General features: G+C 39.3%; 22 protein-coding genes. 17 read left to right on the top strand and 5 right to left on the bottom strand.

The window, feature by feature from the left end:
- Window positions 1–190: 190 nt before the first annotated feature.
- On the bottom strand, window positions 191–1,657 hold the full coding sequence (gene proS, locus AC13FX_RS00445) for a proline--tRNA ligase (RefSeq protein WP_482878436.1): 1,467 nt from the start codon (window positions 1,655–1,657) through the stop codon (window positions 191–193).
- A gap of 586 nt (window positions 1,658–2,243) precedes the next feature.
- On the opposite strand from proS, the gene AC13FX_RS00440 reads away from it, so the two are divergent.
- The 11 genes from AC13FX_RS00440 (at window position 2,244) to AC13FX_RS00390 (ending at window position 11,568) form a co-directional block, all read left to right on the top strand.
- Window positions 2,244–3,368 (top strand): tyrosine-type recombinase/integrase, encoded by a 1,125-nt coding sequence (locus AC13FX_RS00440; protein ID WP_482878435.1) that lies wholly within the window; start codon window positions 2,244–2,246, stop codon window positions 3,366–3,368.
- A gap of 198 nt (window positions 3,369–3,566) precedes the next feature.
- Window positions 3,567–3,782, top strand: a complete 216-nt coding sequence (locus AC13FX_RS00435) for a hypothetical protein (RefSeq protein ID WP_482878434.1) — start codon at window positions 3,567–3,569, stop codon at window positions 3,780–3,782.
- Between the two features lie 54 nt (window positions 3,783–3,836).
- On the top strand, window positions 3,837–4,295 hold the full coding sequence (locus AC13FX_RS00430; RefSeq protein WP_409029316.1) for a MerR family transcriptional regulator: 459 nt from the start codon (window positions 3,837–3,839) through the stop codon (window positions 4,293–4,295).
- A 113-nt stretch (window positions 4,296–4,408) separates the two neighbouring features.
- Window positions 4,409–4,789, top strand: coding sequence for an ArsR/SmtB family transcription factor (locus AC13FX_RS00425; protein ID WP_409029317.1), 381 nt, complete (start codon window positions 4,409–4,411; stop codon window positions 4,787–4,789).
- A complete protein-coding gene (gene merTP / locus AC13FX_RS00420) occupies window positions 4,786–5,406 on the top strand; it encodes a mercuric transport protein MerTP (RefSeq protein ID WP_482878433.1) in 621 nt (206 codons plus the stop codon). Before AC13FX_RS00425 ends, merTP begins: the two co-directional genes overlap by 4 nt.
- Window positions 5,406–5,615: a GDCCVxC domain-containing (seleno)protein gene (locus AC13FX_RS00415; protein ID WP_409029319.1), complete on the top strand. Its 210-nt coding sequence runs from the start codon at window positions 5,406–5,408 to the stop codon at window positions 5,613–5,615. The genes merTP and AC13FX_RS00415 overlap by 1 nt, the downstream gene beginning before the upstream one ends.
- Before the next feature lie 73 nt (window positions 5,616–5,688).
- Window positions 5,689–7,041 (top strand): dihydrolipoyl dehydrogenase family protein, encoded by a 1,353-nt coding sequence (locus AC13FX_RS00410; protein ID WP_482878432.1) that lies wholly within the window; start codon window positions 5,689–5,691, stop codon window positions 7,039–7,041.
- Window positions 7,042–7,350: 309 nt separating this feature from the next.
- Window positions 7,351–8,172, top strand: coding sequence for a type IV toxin-antitoxin system AbiEi family antitoxin domain-containing protein (locus AC13FX_RS00405; RefSeq protein ID WP_482878431.1), 822 nt, complete (start codon window positions 7,351–7,353; stop codon window positions 8,170–8,172).
- Entirely contained in the window at window positions 8,169–8,972 is an 804-nt protein-coding gene (locus tag AC13FX_RS00400; protein ID WP_482878430.1) for a nucleotidyl transferase AbiEii/AbiGii toxin family protein, read from the top strand. The genes AC13FX_RS00405 and AC13FX_RS00400 overlap by 4 nt, the downstream gene beginning before the upstream one ends.
- Before the next feature lie 233 nt (window positions 8,973–9,205).
- Window positions 9,206–9,511 (top strand): hypothetical protein, encoded by a 306-nt coding sequence (locus AC13FX_RS00395; protein ID WP_482878429.1) that lies wholly within the window; start codon window positions 9,206–9,208, stop codon window positions 9,509–9,511.
- Between the two features lie 206 nt (window positions 9,512–9,717).
- Window positions 9,718–11,568 (top strand): DUF2779 domain-containing protein, encoded by a 1,851-nt coding sequence (locus AC13FX_RS00390; RefSeq protein ID WP_482878428.1) that lies wholly within the window; start codon window positions 9,718–9,720, stop codon window positions 11,566–11,568.
- 19 nt (window positions 11,569–11,587) lie between these two features.
- Here the strand turns inward: AC13FX_RS00390 and AC13FX_RS00385 are convergent, their stop codons facing one another.
- Genes AC13FX_RS00385 through AC13FX_RS00370 form a run of 4 tightly spaced genes read right to left on the bottom strand, consistent with a single transcriptional unit; the run spans window position 11,588 to window position 14,291 of the window.
- Window positions 11,588–12,139 (bottom strand): hypothetical protein, encoded by a 552-nt coding sequence (locus tag AC13FX_RS00385; RefSeq protein WP_482878427.1) that lies wholly within the window; start codon window positions 12,137–12,139, stop codon window positions 11,588–11,590.
- Window positions 12,126–12,740, bottom strand: a complete 615-nt coding sequence (locus AC13FX_RS00380) for a 7-cyano-7-deazaguanine synthase (protein WP_482878426.1) — start codon at window positions 12,738–12,740, stop codon at window positions 12,126–12,128. The genes AC13FX_RS00385 and AC13FX_RS00380 overlap by 14 nt, the downstream gene beginning before the upstream one ends.
- Window positions 12,730–13,932 carry a PfkB family carbohydrate kinase gene (locus tag AC13FX_RS00375; protein ID WP_482878425.1) on the bottom strand — a complete coding sequence of 401 codons (1,203 nt, stop codon included), beginning with the start codon at window positions 13,930–13,932 and terminating at the stop codon, window positions 12,730–12,732. Before AC13FX_RS00375 ends, AC13FX_RS00380 begins: the two co-directional genes overlap by 11 nt.
- Window positions 13,932–14,291 (bottom strand): hypothetical protein, encoded by a 360-nt coding sequence (locus AC13FX_RS00370; RefSeq protein WP_482878424.1) that lies wholly within the window; start codon window positions 14,289–14,291, stop codon window positions 13,932–13,934. Before AC13FX_RS00370 ends, AC13FX_RS00375 begins: the two co-directional genes overlap by 1 nt.
- Before the next feature lie 318 nt (window positions 14,292–14,609).
- Between AC13FX_RS00370 and AC13FX_RS00365 the strand changes: the two genes are divergently transcribed.
- From AC13FX_RS00365 to AC13FX_RS00340, 6 genes are all read left to right on the top strand, one after another.
- Window positions 14,610–15,110 carry a mismatch-specific DNA-glycosylase gene (locus AC13FX_RS00365; protein WP_482878423.1) on the top strand — a complete coding sequence of 167 codons (501 nt, stop codon included), beginning with the start codon at window positions 14,610–14,612 and terminating at the stop codon, window positions 15,108–15,110.
- A gap of 16 nt (window positions 15,111–15,126) precedes the next feature.
- Entirely contained in the window at window positions 15,127–16,146 is a 1,020-nt protein-coding gene (locus tag AC13FX_RS00360; protein ID WP_482878422.1) for a competence protein CoiA family protein, read from the top strand.
- A gap of 146 nt (window positions 16,147–16,292) precedes the next feature.
- Window positions 16,293–16,970 (top strand): SAM-dependent DNA methyltransferase, encoded by a 678-nt coding sequence (locus AC13FX_RS00355; protein WP_482878421.1) that lies wholly within the window; start codon window positions 16,293–16,295, stop codon window positions 16,968–16,970.
- Entirely contained in the window at window positions 16,951–18,456 is a 1,506-nt protein-coding gene (locus AC13FX_RS00350; RefSeq protein WP_482878420.1) for an Eco57I restriction-modification methylase domain-containing protein, read from the top strand. Before AC13FX_RS00355 ends, AC13FX_RS00350 begins: the two co-directional genes overlap by 20 nt.
- Entirely contained in the window at window positions 18,449–20,965 is a 2,517-nt protein-coding gene (locus AC13FX_RS00345; protein ID WP_482878419.1) for a GIY-YIG nuclease family protein, read from the top strand. The genes AC13FX_RS00350 and AC13FX_RS00345 overlap by 8 nt, the downstream gene beginning before the upstream one ends.
- Window positions 20,962–21,528, top strand: coding sequence for a hypothetical protein (locus AC13FX_RS00340; protein WP_482878418.1), 567 nt, complete (start codon window positions 20,962–20,964; stop codon window positions 21,526–21,528). Before AC13FX_RS00345 ends, AC13FX_RS00340 begins: the two co-directional genes overlap by 4 nt.
- Window positions 21,529–21,632: the final 104 nt, after the last annotated feature.

Genomic DNA, 21,632 nt, shown 5'->3' with positions numbered 1-21,632 from the left:
GTCTCCAATGTTGTCATCCCGAGTGGTTAATTAAACGAACGGGGATGTGGTGTATAACACGAGGGATCTCAAATCAAAAAACAGCATGTAATATATTTTGAGATCCTTCGCGGAAGACATTTGAATCCTGATCTATCTAATGTGTGCTCAGGATGACAACAGAATATTGAAAATCTAAGTTGAAAAATAATTAATACGAACGAGCGAACAGTACTTTCTGCTTAGAAAGTTTACCGGTCACCATACACTTCCCTTCTTCACCTTCCTCTAATGGAATCAGGCGAATTGTGGCTTTAGTTTCTTCTTTGATCTTATCTTCGGTTTCTGATGTACCATCCCAATGAGCCCAGACGAATCCACCTTTGTCATCGATCACTTTTTGGAACTCGTCATACGAATCCACTTCTGTGGTCATATCATCACGTCGTTTTTTAGCTTTATCAAAGAGTTCATCCTGAATGTCAGCTAATAATTTCTTCACACGTTTGCCAAGTCCCTCACGACTTTCAATATTTTTGGATCTCAGGTCACGGCGTGCCAGCTCCACATTATTATTTTCAAGATCACGAGGGCCAACTGCAATTCTCAAAGGAATGCCGGCCGCTTCATGTTCGGCAAATTTATAACCGGGATTATAATTATCACGGTCATCCACTTTTATCCTGATACCAAGTTCTTTCAATTCATCATAAATACTATCGGCATATTCAAGTACGGCTTTCTGCTGCTCATCACTGCGGTAAATTGGAACCACAACAGCCTGTGTTGGAGCCAGCTTTGGCGGCAGTACCAATCCCTGATCATCAGAATGTGTCATGATCAGTCCACCGATCAGACGGGTTGAAACCCCCCAGCTTGTAGCCCAGACTAGTTTATGTTCGCCATCCTTATCCTGGAATTTCACATCAAAAGCTTTGGCAAAATTTTGACCCAGGAAGTGAGAGGTTCCTGCCTGAAGAGCTTTTCCATCCTGCATCAGCGCTTCGATGCAATAAGTGTCTACGGCACCGGCAAATCGTTCACTTTCTGTTTTTACACCTTTTAGAACCGGCATAGCCATCCATTCTTCAGCGAAGGTGGCATACACGTCCAGCATTTGTCGTGTTTCATCCAGGGCTTCTTCTTCAGTGGCATGCGCCGTATGGCCTTCCTGCCATAAAAATTCCATGGTTCTGAGAAACAGACGGGTGCGCATTTCCCAGCGAACCACATTAGCCCATTGGTTCACCAGAATAGGCAGGTCGCGGTACGACTGAATCCAGTTTCGGTAAGTATCCCAAATGATGGTCTCTGAAGTCGGTCGGACTATGAGCTCTTCTTCCAATTTGGATTCAGGATCTACTTCAACCCCACCATCTACACTTTTAAGCCGGCTGTGTGTAACCACGGCACACTCCTTGGCAAAGCCTTCAACATGTTGGGCTTCTTTTGAAAGGAATGACTTTGGAATAAACAGGGGGAAGTAGGCATTCTCATGGCCGGTATCCTTGAACATTTGATCAAGGGCATTACGCATATTTTCCCAAAGTGCCATCCCGTTCGGCCGGATGACCATACTGCCTCGCACGGGGGAGTGCTCAGCGAGTTTGGCTTCCCGGATCACATCCAGATACCATTGTGAATAATCTTTTTCCTGCGTTGTTATGTTTTTAGCCATGAACCTGTTTTAGTTTGATTTTTTTGATCCATGGAAGTTAAGAAACTTAGCTAAGAGAATAAGGTGAAGGAAGGGAAATATTACATACAAGCCCTTATCGACTTTCTTGTTCATTTTTTCTTGTTTCTTGTTCATTTTGTCTTGATACAAAACGAACCAAAAAATCAAGAAAACACGAAGATATCAAGTTTTTTGGGTCCTTAAAATATGATAGTTTACCGACTAATAGTGATGTTGATTACTTCTTTCCGCGTGTTTTCGGATTGGACCTTACCTAAGCTCAATGTTGAAGAAAAAACATTTTACCCTTTGTTATATAAACCCGTATATTTGATGCTCTTTACGAAAAGACATGCCGTGGTAGCTCAGATGGTTAGAGCGCACGACTCATAATCGTTTTAAATCGCCCTTCAGAGCGCTGGGACAGCGTTTTTCAGCAACAGTTACCAAGTAGTTACCAATTTCGCACAACTTTTCGTACTACTTTTACCCTTTTTCCGCTAGTGAATTATTCCCTCCAGCGGGATAAAAATCCTCCATGCTAGCGAGTTTCTATCTGCTCCTTCAACCAAAAAAAGCAGATACCATGGATTACAAAATCTACCCTTACAAACGCGGAAATAGTTACAAGCTTTACCTTCGGTACAAAGAGCCCAACGGAAGAAAGCGCAATCTCTCTACCGGAATCAGTTATCCCCTCAAAGCTTCGAAAAAACAGCAGGTCGAAGCCAAAAGGAAGGCTGAAAAAGTGGGACTGCAAATGCTGCTTGACCAAAAAGCGAAAGGGCAGCAGAAAAAGCGAAGCAGTGAAAAGCTCTCCAACTTTTTGGAATACAAGTATTTTGTACACGTGAAGAATAACATGTCTGAGAATTCAGAGCGAATTTATGTGAATGCGCTCAACCGGTTTTTGGACATTTGTGGCAACCGGAACATCAATGACTACAAACGCTCTGATATTCAGAATTATAAAATGCACCGGCTCAATATTGATGGCGTTAAGAAAACGACCATCAATATTGAGCTTCGAAGCATTAAGGCAGGTTTTAACTGGGGGCTAAAAAATGAGTACCTGCAAAAGCACCCATTCAGAGGACTCGATTTTATGTTTGAAGTGGATGACCGCAGAGAAGAGTTATCCAAGGAGCAGATAAAGAAACTCCTTAAGAAAACCGAGGGCACCATGATCGGTCTTGTTATCCGGTTTGGCTACAACACCGGAGCCCGAATTGGGATGATCTCCAATATGAAATGGAAGATGGTCAACTTTGAGGAGCGCTACATCAACTTCCCCGCCAGCATTATGAAAAGCAATAAACCCTTTACCATGCCTCTTAATGATCAGGCTTTCAACATTGTGCAGGTTTGGTACTCGCTGGCAAAGAAAGACCGAAAGTATAATCCCGACCAGTATGAGGATTTGCCACTAAAGGAATGCTATGTCGTGCAAAAAGAGAAAACGGGAGGCAGGTACACCGTAAGAGGCATGCAGACGATGTTCAACAGGGCAAAGAAGAAGGTTGGAATCCCCAAAACGATCAAGTTTCACAGCCTCCGGCATTCGTTTGCTACACATCTTTTGGAGAATGGCGCTGATATTTATTCGGTGAGTAAACTCATGGCGCATTCCAGTGTACAGGTAACCGCCAGCTTCTACGACCACACCGATGCCCTAAATTATCGGGACGTAGCCAATATGATCGGGCAGTAAATCAAAACCAGTTGACTAAAAAGGGGCGACTTGGGTTAAGCCCCTTTTTTGTATCAATAGGCCGAGAACTACTTCTATAAATTTCGATTTTAAGCCCCGATCTTAGGCTTACTTAATACTAGGACTTGCCTTATAATCTGATAAAATTTTCACTTTCATCATAATGATGACTATTTATTTTATGCTTAAAATAATTATTTGACTCTGTACTATGGTACAGGCCTTATATTAAAAGCAGACAGAACTTTTAATCAAATAGAGGAGATCATTATGCCATTTAAGAAAGGAGAAGTTTATAAATGTCCGGACGAGAACTGTGGATGTGAAGTTACCGTAACCAAGGGAGCTCCTCCATCTTGCGGTGGAACCCAAAACCCAACTTGTTGCTGTGGTAAAACCATGGTGAAGAAATAAATCTCAAAGCAATGCCATCACATAGGTGATGGCATTGTAATAATTGAGGCATCTATGAGAACAGGTATTGAAGAAAAATACGAGGACATCACAACCTTCAAAATTGGGGAGGTTTCTTCAAGGGCACAGGTCAATAAAGAAACCGTACGCTATTATGAAAAGCGGAATTTAATCCCAGAACCAGATCGTAGGCGTTCGGGATACCGCATCTTCACCCAGCGCCATATTGATCAGATCAAGTTTATCAAACGGGCGCAGGAATTAGGTTTTACCCTAAGTGAAATTAAAGAATTGTTAGAATTGCGTCTTGATTCAAATACAACTTGTTCAGAAATCAGGGATGAAGCCCAGGAAAAGTATCAGGATGTCGTTAAAAAAATAGAAGACCTACAGCGAATCAAGGAGACGTTGATAGATCTAATCGATTCGTGTTCAGGTGAAGGGCCAAAAGGGGATTGCCCGATTCTAGGTGCCCTTGAAGGAGAAACGAAGAAAGGTAAAAAACTAAGATAACTGCTCTCTTTAGTGAGAATTGAAGAGGTAACAATATTATTTAAGCATTTAATTAAATAATATAATCATTATACTATCAGTCAATAAAATATAACTTCCAATAGCTATCAATTATGAGCAAGCAAGAATGTATCCGTGAGGTGGCCGACCTTAATCAAATAAATCGGTGTATTGAATCTCTGAACGAGGTAGAAGGATCCATTGACCGGCTTACTAGTATCCTTAAACTAGCCGCTAATGATGTGCGCCTAAAAATACTTTACCTGCTCAGCAAGGAAGAACATCTTTGCCCATGTGACATAGGTGATATTCTTGATATGAGCATTCCGGCTGTTTCCCAGCATTTACGGAAGTTAAAGGATGGCGGGCTTGTGAATACCGAGCGAGACGGGCAAGTAATTTATTATTCTCTGAACTCTCAATTCGAAAGTATACTCCTGCCCAGCTTTAATCAGATCAAAAACAATCATCTTTTAAAAGTATTAGCCGCATGAAAAATCAAAAACCAAATAACTCTGATACGAAATGGATGGGAGCGGGCTTGTTAGCCGCTTTTGTCGCTTCTTTATGTTGTATCACTCCGGTAGCTGCTTTTCTGGCTGGAATTGGTGGGGTAGGTTCCACCTTTGCCTGGGTTGAGCCTTTTCGCCCTTGGTTGATCGGTATTACGGCGCTCATGCTCGGGTTTGCCTGGTACCAAAAACTCAAACCCCAATGGGATCCTGAATGCGCCTGCAACACGAACCCTTCTTTCTGGCAATCAAAAACTTTTTTAGGGATCGTAACAGTATTCACCGCAGTATTATTGGCCTTTCCCTACTACTCAGGTGCGTTTTTTCCCAATCAAGAGGAAAGTACCATCGTCTATGTTCAGGAAAGTCAGGTTGAAACTATTACCATGGATATTGAAGGTATGACCTGCGCTGGGTGCGAGGCATCTGTTGAAAATGCAGCCAGTGGTGTGGAAGGGGTTTTGGAGGCTGATGCTTCGTACGACACCGGAAAAGCAACGATTAAATACGACCGAAGCAAAGCTACAAAGGATGAAGTCATAGCCGCCATAAATAAAACAGGCTTTACCGTTAAAACCCAATCTAATCAACAAGAATAATGAGTGCCGTAGTCTTAGAATCAACCATAACCTGTCCCAGTTGCGGACATGAATCCACCGAAACCATGCCAACCGATTCCTGCCAGTATTTTTGGCAATGCCCCGATTGTGAGGAAGTGCTCAAACCAAACCAAGGAGATTGTTGTGTGTTTTGCTCCTATGGTGATAATCCCTGTCCTCCTATACAGCAGGAAAAAGGCTGCTGTTAGGGTCGTTATTGGTTACTGGGGGATACGGATGGAACCGATTTAACAGGAACACAAAAAACGAAGACATAGACCTATGCCCAAAGAAGAATTTGACCTCATTGTAATCGGAACCGGATCAGGCGGCTCAGTGACCGCCGGAAAATGCGCAAAAGCTGGGTGGAAGGTAGCTCAAATTGATTCACGACCTTTTGGCGGAACATGCGCCCTGCGTGGGTGTGATCCCAAAAAAGTATTGGTCGGAGCAGCTGAATTAATCGACTGGAATAACCGGATGAGTGGTCACGGCATTGATACCCAATCGTCCATAGATTGGGCAAAACTCATGGAATTCAAACGCTCTTTTACTGAGCCCGTACCAGAACTCCGTGAAAAGGCAATGGAAAAAATTGGAATTACCCCAATTCATGGTGAAGCTTCTTTTACTGGTAAAGATACCATCGTTGTGAACGGTGACACCTATCAAGCCAAGCACTTCTTGATTGCAACGGGGGCCAAGCCTGCTCCACTACCCATCAAAGGCGGTGAGCATTTAACTACGAGCACGGAGTTTCTGGAGTTGGATGCCCTGCCTGAAACGATTGTATTTGTTGGCGGGGGATTTGTTTCGTTTGAATTTGCCTCTATTGCTGCACGAGCCGGTAGTACCGTTCATATTATCCACCGGGGTGAACATCCTTTGGAAAACTTTGACGAAGACCTTGTAGATATAGTAATCAAAAAAGCAGATGAAATTGGCATTAACATTCATCTTAATGCCGAAGTGAAATCCGTCACTGAATCGCAAACCGGCTTTATTGTAAGTGCAAGCCAAAATGGTTCTACAACTAACATTGAAGGCGATTTGGTGGTGCATGGCGCCGGACGTGTTCCAAACATTGAATCTCTGGACCTTGACAAAGCTAAAGTGGATTCGACCAAACAGGGTATTGTTGTCAACGAATACCTTCAAAGTGTTAGCAATCCAAAAATATATGCTACCGGAGATGTTGCAGCCACCGATGGACTTCCACTAACCCCCGTAGCCGGATTTGAATCGCATATTGTCGCTTCCAATCTGTTGGAGGGAAATCACAAAAAAGCGGATTACCCTGCTCAACCTGTGGTTGTATTTACCATTCCACCATTGGCTATGGTTGGACTTACCGAGAAGCAAGCACTAGAACAAGGATTTGATACCAAAGTTAAATTCCGCAAAACAGATAATTGGTACACATATAAACGAACCAATGAATCACATACAGCTTGTAAAACCATCATCAATAAAGAAAACGGACAGATTTTAGGCGCTCATGTACTGGGTGATAAATCTGAAGAAATCATAAATCTTTTTGCGATGGCCATCAATCATAATATCAGGGCGGTGGAATTGAAGAAAGTGATATATGCTTATCCCTCCCATGCTTCCGATATTCCATACATGCTATAAATCGCCTGGAAAATTTAATTAACTGGTTGGATTATAGACTTGAGCTATGGTGATATCCAAAAGTGGTTGGGATACTATTAGTACATGATTTTCCCGATTTATATGGCATTTTTCGAAATTGCTTGGAATAAATTGAGTTTTGTGGAATATCTCAGCAGTTATGTTTCATATCCCAAAAATGAGCTCAGAACTCATTAACCGGATATGAAACATAATTATAGAAGATGATTGTTATGTTTTGTATCTTGATAATGAGCTTAAAACTCATTTTTAGGATATAAAACATAATTCACTGTCTTTCCTATGGAAATGCTACATAAAAACATATCAACAGAATCTAGCGTGCTGCTGACATATCTGGCAAAGCAGAAGAAACGTTGTTTTGAGGTAGCTGATGCAAAAGAAGCACTTCCGGAATCCTCAGAAAATACGGTGCTTAAGTTGCTTTCTGATATGGTAACAAGGGGGCTCTTAATGAGGTTAAAACACGGAGTGTATTGTGTAATACCATATGAAGAAGACCCAGGTAATTACATGCCCGAATGGCACATGCTCCCGGAACATTTAATATCTGATGGAGAATACTATATCGGATATTATTCAGCTATGGAAATTCATAATCTGATCACACAGCCTTCTCTAAAAGAACAGGTAGTGGTATCAAAGCAGGTGAAGCCAAGCATCCAAAAGATCAAAGATGTGACGTTTCAATTCATCTATCATAATGAAAAGCATTTCTTTGGATACAAAAAGAAATGGATAAACTCATACGATAAAGTTTGGTGCTCTGATCTGGAAAAGACGTTGGTCGATTGTCTGTATAAACCGGATTATGCCGGGGGAATAGTTGAAGTAGCTCGTGGGCTTTATAAGGCAAAAGACGATATATCTTATGATAAGCTATTAGAGTATGTTACTAAATTTGATACTCAGGTTGTGATTAAACGCTTGGGCTTTATACTGGAAATGCTTGAAATTGAGACAGACATTATTCCGAAATTGCAGTCGCTTAAAACATCCTCCTATACAGTTTTAGATACTGAACTTCCCAAAAAAGGAAAAATGCATAGTCGCTGGAGCATTCGTCAAAATTTGGATACGAAAACAATTAAATCCGCTATATATACATGATTTTACCGGCAGAGATTCAACAAAAAGCCAGAGATGCCGGAGTTCGCGACACTCAAATGGAGAAGGATTACATTCTTTCATGGATTCTTCAGGGAGTTTCAAACCATGACCACTTAAGTGAAGCTTTGGTATTTAAAGGCGGTACGGTTTTGAAAAAGGTTTACTTTGAAGATTATCGCTTTTCTGAAGATCTGGATTTTACATTGAATGACTCAGAGCTCACCAATGAACAAATATTTGAATGGTTTCAGGAAGTATTTGAGTATGTGCAGGAAGAGGCTAACATTCCATTAGAGCTAATCGACGATAATGAACATGAAGATGGTGGAATCAATTTTTATATAAGCTACATTGGTCCGTTGGGGGGAAGAGGTAATCAAAAAAGTGTTAAAGTCGATATTTCGAGAAGTGAGCTCCTATGTTTTGATTCCGAAACACGTCCAGCAATTGGACTATACAGTGATCAGGATGATTTTGAACTTCAGTGTTATTCACTGGATGAAGTCTTGGTCGAAAAAATGAGATCGGTGATGCAACGAATGCAGCCCCGAGATTTCTATGATATCTGGTATTTATTAGAGATTGAGCAGATTGATCTAGAATTCTTGCTTCCCGAATTCTCTACAAAATGTGAACATAAAGAGCTTCTATCATCGGATTTTGAAGATGCCTTACAGCGAAGGCTCCCTCAGTACCAAGCTCGTTGGGCCGGTTCTATAAGTGACCAAATACAGGAGTTACCTGAGTTCCAACAAGTTGAGAGAGAAGTACAAAGGCATTTTAGAAACATTGAGTTTTGATAGTAGTTTTTCATCGTTATTTATACCCGTACTGGTATAAATCGCACGAAATACATGTTTTTATACCTGATCGGGTATAAATTTACCGGCTTATCACATTATACCAGTAAAGCTGAATTACTTGGAATTTACAGGAACAAATTGAGTTTCCTGAAAATCTTTGAAAAAAAGGGTGACATGATCTGACACTACAAACCATTACGTTATGGTAACTTTTAACAAAAGTCAGAGATATGATTACCATAAGAATAAACCAGGCAAGTGAGAGTAATTTGGGAATTAAGCCTCAGTGGATATCAGAACAGATACAAAATAGAAGAAAAGACGGGGCTTCAATTTGTGTCATTTTCGAAGTTAAATGCTCAGGAATAGACATCAGACTACCACTGGGACAATGTCCACAAGGTAACGGTGGTGGAAGAAGCCCCAATAAAAGAGAGCTGCAACTAATTGATGAATTTGAAAATATTAAAGGCAAAGAAATCAATCCTGGATTGATTATTTCATTTTGGCAACATCTTAAAAAGGTTTGTAGATAGTGGGGTCTAAAATGATCTAATCATTATTCTTGTAGAAGCTCTACTAGTTGCTATTTATCCAATGGATAGCTAGTTATAAGGACTGAGTTTAAAGTTAATAAATGCGGGGTATCATGTCGGTTTTTCTTACTAAGTCTAAATTCACTCACTGCCTCGATTGCCCTACAAAATTGTATTATGCTACCAATGATGGTTATCCGAGCACAATGGATGACAACGATTTTCTTCAGTCTTTGGCCAAAGGTGGAATTCAGGTGGGGGAACTTGCCAAGCTCTATTATCCCGGTGGACGTGATATTGAGACGCTGGATTATGATTTGTCTATTGAACAGACCAATGAAGAGCTGGCTAAAGAGAACACGGTCATCTACGAAGCAGCTATTCGATATCAGAACTGTTTTATACGAGTTGATGTACTGGAAAAAGTGGGTAATCGTCTGAACTTGATCGAGGTGAAATCAAAGTCTTGGTCGCCGGATACTGAATTTTTTACCAAACGAAATCCCACTATTCTGAGCAAATGGCAAAAGTATCTGTACGATGTGGCATTTCAGTACTGGGTGATGAAAAAGGCATTTCCCGAATATCGAATTGAGCCTTATCTAATGCTTATAGATAAATCTCAGGAGGCTACCATTGATGGACTTCATCAGCATGTTAAAGTGGTGAATGATCACGGGCGGTTCAAAGTAAAATTAAAGCAGGGAACCGCAGCCGGTGATTTGGGAGAGCAAATTCTTAAACCGGTACACGTGGCCGAGGAAGTGCTGTTGATATTAGATGGAAAAGGCCGCGATCCTCAAAGTGAGTTGGAGGGAAAAGGATTTGATCAATGGGTGAATGGTTTTGCTAATCATCTTCAGGACAATAAGAAGTATCGGGTAAGAGTCGGGGAGAAGTGCAAGAATTGTGAATACAGGGTTGATCCTAAATCATTAGGTCAAGATGAGAAAAGTGGTTTTCAGGAATGTTGGAGTGAAGCGAAGCAGTGGAAAGAGAAGGATTTTGAGAAGCCTCATGTGTTTGACATCTGGAACGAACGAAGCATGCAAAAGAAATTCCTGGATAAAGAAGTTTACCATATGGAGGAGTTAATTCCCGGAATGCTGCCTGCAGATCCCAATCATCTGTACACGCAGACCGAATGGGATAACGATCAACGCAAGACTGTGCAGATCATGAAACAAACGGGACATCACGGACAAGAAGAAGGGGTGTTAGCCGGACTTTTTCACGAAATGGACCAGTGGAAATACCCGCTGCATTTTATTGATTTTGAAGCCGTGCTGGCGGCAATTCCTTTTCACAAAGGACTTAAACCATACGACTTTATCCCGTTTCAATTTTCCTGTCACACGATGTATGAAGATGGTTCTGTAGTTCACCGGACCGATTGGATTGAGGAAAATCCGGGAAAATTGCCATCTATTCCTTTTATTCGAAAACTGAAAGAATGTCTTGAAGGAGATGAGGGCACTGTATTTCGGTATCACAATTTTGAGAATACAGTGCTAAATAAGATGAAGGAGTTGATTCAAGTCCGGGAGCCCGAGGATGAAAAGGAATTGATTGATTTCATTGATACGTTGGTGAAAGGCGGAGAACGGGAAATGGTCGATCAGTATGAAATGATCAAAAAGTATTATTACTCACCCATTATGGAAGGCTCCAACAGCATCAAGAAAGTGTTGCCTGCAGTGCTTACTGAAAGCCCAAAGTTACAGGAAATCTACAGCCAACCATACAGTGGATTATATCTGAAAGACAAAGTGTTTTATAAGGAAGATCCTGAGACTGGGTTGGCTATTAGTCCTTATAAGCTACTCAATCCGGTAGGTTATGGAATTCCAGATTATGAGGAAGGGGATAAAGTCATAGAGCAGGAATCTATATCGGAAGGGGGCTCAGCGATGATGGCTTGGAGTCGTCTACAATTTAACGATTTAGAAGAAACCGCTCGACAAGCCATTCTGCAATCGCTCTACGAGTATTGCGAGCTGGATACGCTGGCCATGGTGATGATTCATCAGCATTGGCGGTGGTTAAATGAGATTTAAAACTTGTTTGAAAGTACTTTTATAAAAGGCGTTGATTTCCACAACTCCACAATACAAAATCCACGACACCAACTAAATCGCCACTTGAAGAAGATAGTTCATCACAAAGTATATGAGGCTCAGTTTTATATTTATTAGCAATTCGAACAAGATGTCTATCAGGTTTACAAACATTTAGGCCGAGGTTCCTTGCTAGATGATATTTAGTAATTGAACCGATCCAAGGCAGGCTTTCTAAGTAAGTTATTTTATCATCTGAAGATTCATACTGAGCAAAAATACTTTCCCTACGCTCATAAACATGATTTATACCACTCACCTTACTTTTATGGTTAAAAATATATTCAACAGGGATGTTATGATGTAATCCTTCAATTATTTTTGAGAAGATCCTGACTGCAACTTGATACTTCATCCCGGCATTCAGTACTACCCAAATATATTCAGTTGCAAATTGATTATGATCGTTACAAGGATGTGCAAGGCAATTTTCTATAAATTCTAACTCTTTATCGAAGCCGATATTTTTGATAATCTCTTTTAATTCGAAATACTTATCAACTTCCATCATAATTTTCATTTCTTAGTTGTTCAATTATAGTGCTCCGCTTTAAGCAACTTCTACATGTACCGCAAGCATACCTACTTCTATTGCAAGAGAAACTCCACAATAAAGTATCAAAGGGGATTTTTGATTTTTTAATCAAATCAACAGAATGCTCTGAAATTGCAGGGGCGCAAACCTCTATATTTCCTTCCTGAAATCCAACTACTTTTTTTATAAGACTGATGAATTCTTTTGAACCGTCTTTATATTTATCATCATCGATGACACTTCCAATAATTACCTTATTTAGGTTTAATTTTGTTGCATAGATGCATCCGATGGTAATTAAAAATTGATTTCTAAATGGAGTCCAATCTTTTATATCAGATAATTTTGAAGTGTTATTTCCAAATAATTCACCAAATCCCAGGTCATTTAGATTGCAATTAAATACATGATGTCTGATTCCTAGTATTTGACAAATCTTCTTAGATGCTTTGATTTCTCCAATGGAACTATGTTGTCCATAATCTATAGTCAGTGCATTTAGCGGCCTAATCATATATGCTAAAGCAAAGGATTCAAGTCCACCTGAAAGAAGTAAAAGTTTATTATTACCCTTCAAATACTTTCCATGCTGTTTTGTAAATAGAGGTAGTTAAATCATAGAATATTTCACAGCCAGTTCCAGTGAGCATAGTTTCACTATGATTCAAATTTAAACTTGAAAAAATTATTACTGGAATGTCTTTAGACTGTGCATATCCTACTTCGAAAAATGTTCCTATGTCAGATCCATCGGCGACTACATATATAATGCTAGATTTATTCAATGCATCTAAATCTTTCTGTGCAATGATATCTGCTCTACCAGTACCGACGTCATGAATTGGTGAAAATACATTTAACCCCATGTTTTGCATACAGGTTCTAATGTCATTTACCAGCCAGTATTCAGCTACAGTAAAAAATGGACCAGCCAAATAAACATCATATTGATTTTTTGAAGCTTCTTTTGCTCTAACTAACGGGTCATATAATTTTTCAACCTTCTCAAGCTTTTTTGCTTCAATTGGTAATGCTTTGGAGTCACAATAAAGTGCTGTCGCTTTTGAGGCTAAAGAAGCTGATTCATGGGCCGTTTTACCCTCTTCGAGCCAGAAATAAGAGAATATTGATGAGAATACATCTCCAGAACCGATGCTGAATACATTACCCGTTTTATATGCAGGTACATTGCTAATTTCACCATCTGTATATACAGAAGCTCCATTTGAACCTTGCTTAATAATCACAACATCTGATTCTTCAAGTAATGCCTTACCAGCTTCATCAATGGTGCTTTTTTTAGTAAGAGATTTTGCTTCATAGCTATTCAGTACTAAAGCGAGTGATTCGCATTTAGAACCATTTTCAGAAAAGAGCTTGGGCTCAAGTGGTGCTTGTGGGTCATATACTATTCTATTCCCATTTACTATTATATTCGCATCCAACATTCCGAAAACAAGAGCATTTTCTACCTCAACCCTTTCTGTGATAGGAGTGTTAGTGTTATTTATAATTCTAGGAGCTGAAAGTCCATGCAAATAATAAAATTCTACAGTTGAGTTTGAAGTGAAAGCAGTTAACTCAATATTTTTACTTTCCAATAATGAATTGACACGTTCTCGGGCACTTGCAGTCAAACAAGTGTAATAATGTAAATCGACATCAAAACTTTCGAGAGCTAAACAGGCTCTTAACCCAGAACCATATAGTTCGTCCCAAGTTGGGAATTTACAGTTCTCATAATAGGTACCCCCAATTATCGAAAACATTAGCTAACAAAATAAACTGAAATTTGACAGTTACCGGAGGATATGCTTAATACTTTAGCTTCAAATGTATGTCCTGCCTCAATACAATCTTTTATATCCTTAAAGAGATAATGGCTAATTGAGCCAACAGTTCCCTTCTTGTGTACAGCAACTAATGGACCACTTTCAGATGATAGACTTACACTAAGAATATCACCATTTGATACTTCTTCAAGAACGTCCGGGTCTGGTGAACTTAAGTTGGTTTGGAAAGAAATTTCTGAACAATCTGGGCTGCCTGTCTCAGGATCGTTACTACTTAAGTTAGTTTTAGGTTTGTCAATTGGATTGTAAGAAGAACCGCCGCCGCCGCCACCCATATAATCTCTGTTTATTAAGGTTTGATTATGGGAATTAAATGATTCTAGATGAGAATAACCAATATCAATTGGTTAGGCTTAAATTTTAAGTAAACCTGATAGCAAATAGCAAATAGCAAATAGCAAATAGCAATATTCAGGAATGATTTTGATACAACTAAGCCAAATTTAAAATAATAGATTGAGTTTTCTGGAATTGGGGTGACATATTTTGTCAGGGGTAGTAATTACTATATTTGATGATGAGTTAGAATCCCGGCACGAGTAATCTTATAATCCTGTATAATTTCAAGAAAATCATAAAGAGGAGACAATGAAATGTTACCTGACTTACTAAAACCTAATCTGAAGATAGTTTTTTGTGGAACAGCAGCCGGATCTGTATCGGCTAAAAGGGGATTTTATTATGCTGGGCCCGGAAACAAATTTTACCCCATTCTACACAAAGTTGGGTTGACTCCCTACCAGTTGAAGCCTAACGAATTTTCAAAATTGCTAAAATTTAGTATAGGATTAACTGATATAGTTAAAAATGAGTCAGGATCTGATGATTCACTTAACAACTCAGCTTTTGATGTAGAAAGCTTTAAAGAAAAAATAAATAGGTATGGACCTAAGATAGTCGCATTTAACGGAAAGAAAGCAGCAGCCTGGGCTTTAGGAAAAAAAGGTAGGACTGGAAAAGTTGAATATGGAATTTCCGATAAAAAAATTAAGGGAGCACAAGTGATAGTTTTACCTTCAACTTCCGGTGCCGCAAATGGCTATTGGGATGAGAGGAAATGGATTGAATTAGCTGAACTTTTTGATAAGTCGTAAAGTCAAACTGATTCAAATGATTAAGTACACCCACGCATACAATGAAGAAGATGAAATCATTGATGTGAAATCCCTTAACAGGGATATGCATCTCGGAAAGTATCATTGTATTGGTTGCGAAACAGAACTTATACCCCGTCTTGGGGAGAAAAGGCAGAAGCACTTTGCTCATAAAGTTGATCAAAACTGTTCTCCTGAAACTTATTTACATCGACTGGCAAAAAATATTTTCTATGATTTGTATAAGGATTGTTTAGAGAATCAGGAAAAATTCATACTTGAGTATGCTGATCAACATTATTGCAACCATTTTGAAGATAGTTTAGGGATTAAGTGCAACTTGGGTAGAAAGACAAAGGAATTTGATTTGGTCTCCTATTATGATGATATAAAGATGGAAAAAAGAGATGGCAGCCTTATTCCTGATATCAGGTTAATAAATACTGAGAAAGAAAAGTCACTATATATTGAAATGGCTGTAACTCATGAAGTTGAGGATGAAAAACAGGCAAGTGGTAAGAAAATAATAGAATTCTTAATTAACGATGAGTCTGATCTAGAATTGATTGAAAAGAAAAGAATTTCACTACACGATGAAAGGATAAACAGATTCAACTTTAAAGAGAAAATTACTAAAATAGATCGCTGTAAAGGAGAGTGTAAAGAATCTAGAAGTGTATTTATAGTATATAAATCTGGTAAAGCAATACTTACTGACAAAATGTTTAGGTCACTAAATGCATTGATTAAGAAAGGTAATGTTGCAGATTTTCGTTTCGCTGAAGACTTTGGGAACTACTCTTTTCGAGAATTCGCATTTGTACAAAATGTTATTAGGTCACATGAAAATGGGGTAAAAGTTAAAAACTGCTTTCTATGTAGGTATCATGCACGGAATAGCAGTCCTTACTCAACTGAAAGTGAAAACATATTCTGTAAGTTTTTAAAAGAATCGTGTAAATCAAACTATGCTGCAGATTGTGAGTATTTTAGACCGGATAAGGATGTATATGAAGAATATCTTGAAGGATTTTAAAATCAAAAAATCTAAAGCTACTGATTGATTAAAGCGTTGCATTGACATTGCAGGGGGCAGTGGTTCTCCTTCAAACTCTTTCTGAAAGTCATTGATATTTTTACGATAATCAAAGCAAGAACTTTTTTAATGACAAATCATTATTAATGCCGGAAACAGAACAGAATAATCAAGTAAAATCCAAAGAGCGTGTTTCCGATCACGGGGAAGTCTTTACCAATGAACGAGAAGTAAATGCTATGCTTGATTTGGTGAAGCAGGAAACCGAGCGCATAGACTCTCGCTTCTTAGAGCCTGCATGTGGTACCGGTAATTTTTTGGTAGAAGTGCTGCGCAGAAAATTGAGCGTTCTGAGATCCAGGTACAAGAACAGCCAGACGGAATATGAACCTTACGGAGTTTCAGCTATTGGCAGTTTGTATGGCATCGATATTTTATTGGATAATGCCGAAGAATGCAGAGAACGGCTTTTCGGGATTTTTGAAGAAGAGTATCGAGGGTTATTTAAAGACAAAACTCGAACTGATTATTTAAGCAGTATCGAATTCATTTTAAAAAGAAATATTATTCACGGAGATGCACTGACTTTAAAACGGGTAGGGTTAACAGAAGAACCAATTATTTTTTCGGAATGGAGTCTGGTTTATCGGGACAAAGTAAAACGCAGAGATTTTACCATGACCAATTTATTGGCCAATCAGCCAATGGATGAACCAAACTTATTCTCTGATTTAGGGGATGAAGCTTTTATCCCAACTCCCTGTGCTGAATACCCATTGCAGAGCATCTACAATTTAGCTGAACATGTTCAAAGTAAATTATAATCCTGACGTTTTAAGCTGTCTGGCTAATCTCAGTAACGATGAGGTCTTTACTCCACCCAAGCTGGTCAATGATATGCTGGATTTGCTGCCGGAAGAGCTTTGGCAGGACAAGACAGTCACATTTCTCGATCCGGTAAGCAAAAGTGGAGTGTTTTTGCGTGAAATTGCCAAACGGTTGACCGAAGGATTGAAAGAAGAGTTTCCTGACCGGCAGGAAAGAGTTAATCATATTTTTCAAAATCAGTTATTTGGAATAGCTATAACAGAACTGACTTCCCTGCTTTCACGAAGAAGTGTGTATTGCAGTAAATACGCCAATGGTAAATACTCCGTTTGCACGGAATTTGAAACGGAAGATGGAAATATATTATATGACCGCATTGAGCACACCTGGAAAAAAGAAAAGTGTATCTATTGTGGTGCAAGCAAAAGTGAGTATGACAGAGATGAGAGTCTTGAAACCCACGCATACCAATTTATTCATACTGAAAACCCTGAGGAATTATTTGACATGAGATTTGACGTAATTGTAGGAAACCCACCATATCAGTTAGGTGATGGTGGACATGGACGAAGTGCTGGGCCGATCTATGATTTATTTGTTGAACAGGCAAAGAAACTAAATCCTCGATATTTGACAATGATTATTCCATCTCGGTGGTTCGCGGGGGGAAAAGGGTTGTCAAGTTTTAGAGAGGAAATGTTGAATGATAAACGAATGAAAAACTTAGTCGACTTCCCCGATGCATCTGAGGTGTTCCCAGGAGTCGATATCGCGGGCGGGGTTTGTTATTTCCTTTGGGAAAGAGATTATTCAGGAGATTGTGAAGTCAAAAACATTTATAAAGGAGATATACAAGAAACTGTAAGGCCATTAGATGAATTCGAAATATTTATACGATACAGTGCTGCTGTGCCAATTATTAGAAAAGTAATAGAAGACACTGATAAAACCATGGATCAGCAGGTAACTAGCCGTAAGCCATTTGGATTATCAACAACGGTTAGACCAAAGAAGAAGGGGGACTTAACTTTAGTACATGGTAAAGGTAGAGGGCCATTCCCGAGCGATAAAATTGAAAAGGGTGAAGAATTAATAGACAAGTGGAAGGTAATCTCTTCATACGTTTCATATGACCATGGCGGACAGCCTGATAAAGATGGCAAACGTAAAGTTTTTTCTAAGCTTGAAATATTAGAGCCCGGAACAATTTGTACAGAAACTTATCTTGTTTTAGGTGCTTATGATTCGAAAAGTAAAGCCCTCAATCTACGTCATTTTCTAAGTACTAAATTTGCAAGGTTTTTAATTGCTCAAGCTTCATATACACAGCACATAACCAGAAGTAGATATAGATTTGTACCAATAGTTGATGTTTCAGAAGAGTGGAATGATGAAAAGCTATTTAAGAAGTTTGACTTATCTCCTGAAGAAGTTGAGTTCATTAATTCTAAAATTCGACCAATGGAGATAAGTGATGAGTAAAGACTTCTTTCCAGATCGACCCGATTCCAATCCTACGATTTATGCTTACACGGATAGCAACCCTCAATACAAAGGGTTACTAAAAGTTGGGTTTACCAACATAGATGCAAGGACTCGTGTAGCCCAGCAGTATCCAACCAAACGTCCGGGTGAAGATCCATACAAGATTGTATTGGAAGAGACGGCTATGCGGAAAGATGGAAGTACCTTTACCGATCATGAAGTTCATAATTATCTTCGCAAAAAAGGATTTGAAAATCCGGAGGGAGAATGGTTTAAATGCACGGTAGAAGAAGTACGTATTGCTGTAGAAGCTGTGAGAACACATAAAGAATTTGAGAGAGAACGCATTCATTCTTTTTCAATGCGGCCCGAGCAGGAAGAGGCCGTTAACAAAACCATGCATTATTTTAAAAACAATCCCAGGGAGAAAACCGACAAGATTCCCCACTTTCTCTGGAACTGTAAAATGCGTTTTGGTAAGACTTTTGCCAGCTATCAATTGGCTAAAAAAATGGGCTGGAAAAGAGTACTTGTTCTCACATTTAAACCCGCCGTAGAAAGTGCCTGGGAAGAAGATTTGATGACGCATACAGATTTTGAAGGGTGGCAGTTTATTTCCCGCACAGGTAATAGTTATGAAGATATTGATCCCGATAAACCCTTTGTTTGCTTTGGTTCTTTTCAGGATTATTTAGGAAAGAATTCAGCCGGTGGGATCAAAGCAAAAAATGAATGGGTACATGCCACTCACTGGGATGGCGTCATATTTGATGAATATCACTTTGGTGCATGGCGAGAAAATGCAAAAGAACTGTTTGAGGCCGAGGATAAAAGAGAGCAGGAATTCGGTGTAGGTGAAGGCATGGACTATTTTGATGAAGAAATCATGCCCATCACAACAGATGCTTATCTGTATCTTTCAGGAACTCCATTCAGAGCCATTAACTCCGGCGAATTTATTGAAGAAGAAATTTATAACTGGACCTACTCAGACGAGCAAAAAGCTAAAGAAGAATGGACAGGGAATGACAATCCGTATGCCTCTCTGCCCCGAATGGTGATGATGACCTATCAAATGCCAGATTCCATACGAGAAATCGCCCGAGGTGGAGAATATGATGAGTTTGATTTAAACGCATTTTTCACCGCTAAAGGAGAAGGTGAAGAGGCTGAGTTCGTCCATAAAGAATACGTTCAAAAATGGTTGGATCTTATTAGAGGCTCATTTAGTGAAACGAGCGTGGATGATCTCAAAATGGGTGCAAAAAAACCACCACTTCCATTTTCTCATGCTCCATTACTGAATGTATTGAACCATACGTTCTGGTTTTTACCCAGTGTAGCTTCATGTTATGCTATGAAGAGTCTCATAGAGGAGCGGCAAAACACTTTTTACCATGACTACAATATTAATGTAGCTGCTGGTCCAAAAGCAGGAATTGGTTTGGACGCCTTACCACCGGTGTTAGAATCGATGGATGATCCACAACCGCTGGAATCAAAAACCATTACACTATCCTGTGGTAAACTAACAACCGGCGTGACGGTAAAACCATGGACAGGAATTTTCATGCTAAGAAATTCTTCCAGTCCGGAAACCTATTTTCAAGCTGCTTTTCGAGTTCAATCTCCATGGGTTATTCGAAATTCCGATGGAAAATCACCCAACAAAGAAGAGATTATCAAAAAAGAATGTTATGTATTCGATTTTGCTCCAAATCGAGCTTTGAGTCAGATCGCTTCTTACAGCTGTCAACTTGATGTTTCTGAATCCAACCCGGAAAAGAAAGTAGCGGAGTTTATCAACTTCCTCCCAATCCTTGCCTACGATGGAAGTGCCATGAAACAGATTGATGCAGCGGGAGTCCTTGATATAGCTATGAGTGGGACAACGTCTACACTCCTTGCCAGAAAATGGGAAAGTGCACTGTTGGTAAACGTAGATAATTCGACACTACGTCGCCTGATGGATAACCAAAAGGCACTGGATGCACTGATGAGTATTGAAGGCTTTCGGTCTCTTAATCAGGAAATTGAAACCCTTATCAATAAATCTGAATCGATAAAGAAGGCCAAGAAAAAAGCCAACGAAGAAGAGCTGACCAAGAAGGAAAAGAAAGAGCTTACTAAAGAAGAAAAAGAGTATCGAAGTCTTCGAAAAGAAATACAGGATAAACTAATCAAGTTTGCGACTCGAATCCCTGTATTCATGTATTTGACTGATTACAGAGAGCGGAGTCTGAAGGATGTGATTACACAATTAGAACCCGGCCTATTCAAGAAAGTAACCGGACTTACCGTGAAAGATTTTGAATTGCTGGTAAGCCTCGGGGTATTCAATGGCAAATTAATGAACGATGCCGTGTACAAATTCAAACGCTACGAAGATGCCAGCCTGGAGTACACGGGTATCAATAAACATGAAGGGGAAGAAGTCGGGCTTTATGATACCGTATTAAGCCGCGAAGATTATGAGGAGACTTTTGTTAATGAGGAGGTACAATGAGCTCGTTTTTAAATTCTGATGATTTCCCATGGCCTAGTCTCGATGATGACTTATTAGAAATTGGAGATAATTGGAGTACAGTTGCATCAATTAATAAAGGTTGGAATCCATCCTATGCTTTAGTTGAGGGTTATAAACAAGCGGCGGATACTTTAGTTAAAGAGGCGGTCAAGGATTCTGTTAAGTTATCATTTTTGGTTTATCCAATTGTTTATAACTACAGACATCACATCGAGCTAATGCTTAAAAAGGTAATAAAAGATGGGTGCAAGCTTTTAGATTGGGAGTTACCAAACATTCAAAACCATTGGGTTGATAATCTTTGGGGGCATGCAAAAAAAGTTATTAAAGAAGTTTGGCCAGATGGTCCCAAAGATGACTTAATAGCAGTTGAGAACACTATTGAGCAGTTAAAATCAATTGATCCTGATTCATTCCATTTTAGATATCTTGAAAGCACAAAAGGTGATTTACATAATCAAGATCTGTCAGAAATTGATATAATTAATTTTTCTAAGGTTATGGGTGACCTCCTCCCTAAAAACTGTACCAATCTAAAGTAGAGATTTCGGGCAATTATACTAATTTACATCAAACCATAATTGCCATGAAAAACACAAAATTTACCGAAGCCCAAGTGGTCTTTGCTATCAAACAATCCGAAACC

Source organism: Gracilimonas sp. B-17 (assembly GCF_056857935.1).
Note: the sequence above shows the minus strand (reverse complement) of the source record. Positions and strands in the feature narration are given on the sequence as shown.